This window comes from Leucobacter sp. Ag1 (genome assembly GCF_000980875.1).
GTDB classification, from domain to species: domain Bacteria; phylum Actinomycetota; class Actinomycetes; order Actinomycetales; family Microbacteriaceae; genus Leucobacter; species Leucobacter iarius.
Genome location: NZ_LAYO01000023.1, coordinates 1 through 1,815, shown reverse-complemented (window position 1 = coordinate 1,815; position 1,815 = coordinate 1). Strand labels below are relative to the sequence as shown.

3 protein-coding genes are annotated in these 1,815 nt (G+C 73.6%); 1 reads left to right on the top strand and 2 read right to left on the bottom strand.

Translation table 11 applies throughout. The features are described 5' to 3' along the window. Window positions 1-427: pyridoxal 5'-phosphate synthase glutaminase subunit PdxT (pdxT, locus tag XM48_RS00085; RefSeq protein ID WP_046453735.1), on the bottom strand; the 427-nt coding region annotated here is incomplete at its 3' end. Then, window positions 421-1,341, bottom strand: coding sequence for a pyridoxal 5'-phosphate synthase lyase subunit PdxS (gene pdxS / locus XM48_RS00080; RefSeq protein ID WP_046453734.1), 921 nt, complete (start codon window positions 1,339-1,341; stop codon window positions 421-423). The genes pdxS and pdxT, both read right to left, overlap by 7 nt. Window positions 1,342-1,437: 96 nt before the next feature. On the opposite strand from pdxS, the gene XM48_RS00075 reads away from it, so the two are divergent. Further along, window positions 1,438-1,815 (top strand): GntR family transcriptional regulator (locus XM48_RS00075; protein WP_046453733.1); only part of this gene is annotated, 378 nt, incomplete at its 3' end.

The following is a 1,815-nucleotide window of genomic DNA, read 5'->3' as shown; positions in this document are numbered from 1 at the left end:
CCGCACCGGTTCCCGAGACGCCCGCGACGTCCACCGCGAACTCGGCCTCCGTCGAGGCCAGCTGCGCGCCGAAGGCGTTGCGGCGCACGGCGACGTCGAGGAACCCGAGGGATCGCTGGCCCGGAGCGGGATCGAGCACCTCGCGCGCGAGCAGGATCAGGCCGGCGCAGGTGCCGAGCGTCGGGAGTCCCGCCGAGATCGCGGCGCGCAGGGGGCTCGCGAGGTCGAGCAGGCGCAGCAGGCGATCCTGCGTGCTCGACTCGCCTCCGGGCAGCACGAGCGCGTCGAGCCGCGGGCCGTCGGGCCCCGCGAGGTCGCGCTCGCGGCGGACGAGGGTCACCTCGGCGCCGAGCCGTTCGAGCACGCGTGCGTGCTCGGCGACGCCGCCCTGGAGCGCGAGCACCCCCGCGCGCACCCGGCTCACCAGCCGCGCTCGGCGAGGCGGTGCGGGGCGGCGAGATCGGCGACGTTGATCCCCACCATGGCCTCGCCGAGCCCGCGCGAAGCAGCGGCGATCTCGCGGGGGTCGTCGAAGCGGGCGGTGGCGCGCACGATCGCGGCCGCGCGGGCGGCGGGATCGCCCGACTTGAAGATGCCGGATCCCACGAAGACGCCGTCGGCGCCGAGCTGCATCATCATCGCGGCGTCGGCCGGGGTCGCGACGCCGCCCGCGGTGAAGAGCACGACGGGGAGCTTGCCGGTGCGGGCGACCTCGGCGACGAGGTCGTAGGGCGCCTGCAGGTCCTTGGCCGCGACGTAGAGCTCGTCGGCATCGAGCGAGCCGAGCCGGGCGATCTCGCGCTTGATGGTGCGGATGTGCTTCGTCGCCTCCGAGACGTCGCCGGTGCCGGCCTCGCCCTTGGACCGGATCATGGCGGCGCCCTCGGCGATGCGGCGCAGGGCCTCGCCCAGGTTCGTCGCCCCGCAGACGAAGGGCACGGTGAACGCCCGCTTGTCGATGTGGTTCACGTAGTCGGCGGGGGAGAGCACCTCGCTCTCGTCGATGTAGTCGACCTCGAGCGCCTCGAGCACCTGCGCTTCGACGAAGTGGCCGATGCGGGCCTTCGCCATGACCGGGATCGAGACTGCGGCCTTGATCCCGTCGATGAGGTCGGGGTCGCTCATGCGGGCGACGCCGCCCTGCGCGCGGATATCGGCGGGGACGCGCTCGAGCGCCATGACGGCGACGGCGCCCGCGTCCTCGGCGATGCGCGCCTGCTCGGGCGTGACGACGTCCATGATCACGCCGCCCTTGAGCATGTCGGCGAGTCCGCGCTTCACGAGCGGCGAGCCGATGGCGTCGAGGAGGTCGGGGGTTCCGGGGTTCTGGGAATCAGTCATGCCGAACAGCCTGACGAACGTCATTGGTCCGTGACAAGGTCCATTTCTTGTGAGTTCGAATGGACCAAGGGTGAAGCAAAGTGCAAGAATCGAGGCATGCTCGATTCCGATCCGCGCGCTCGCGCGCGCTCCGCCAGGGCGGCCTCGCTCACGCTCTCGGCGCCGCTGGACCGCTCGGCGGACGCGCCGCTCCCCGTGCAGCTCGCGGCCCAGATCCGCGACGCGATCGACCGCGGCGTGCTTCGCGCCGGCGAATCCGTGCCGGCGACGCGCGAGCTCGGGCGCCAGCTCGGCGTCGCCCGCGGCGTCGTCGTCGCGGCCTACGAGCAGCTGATCGCCGAGGGCTACCTCTCGGCCGGTCACGGGCGGGGCACCACGGTGCATCCGGAATTGCGGCAGGCCATGCCGTCCGCTCCGGTGCCGCAGGGATCGGACCCGCGGACGGCCCCGGCGCCCGCCCCGGCCCCGGCACCC

Coding starts and splice junctions, on each gene's coding strand:
- pdxS (WP_046453734.1), bottom strand. CDS start 1,341: ATGACTGATTCCCAGAACCCCGGAACCCCCGACCTCCTCGACGCCATC.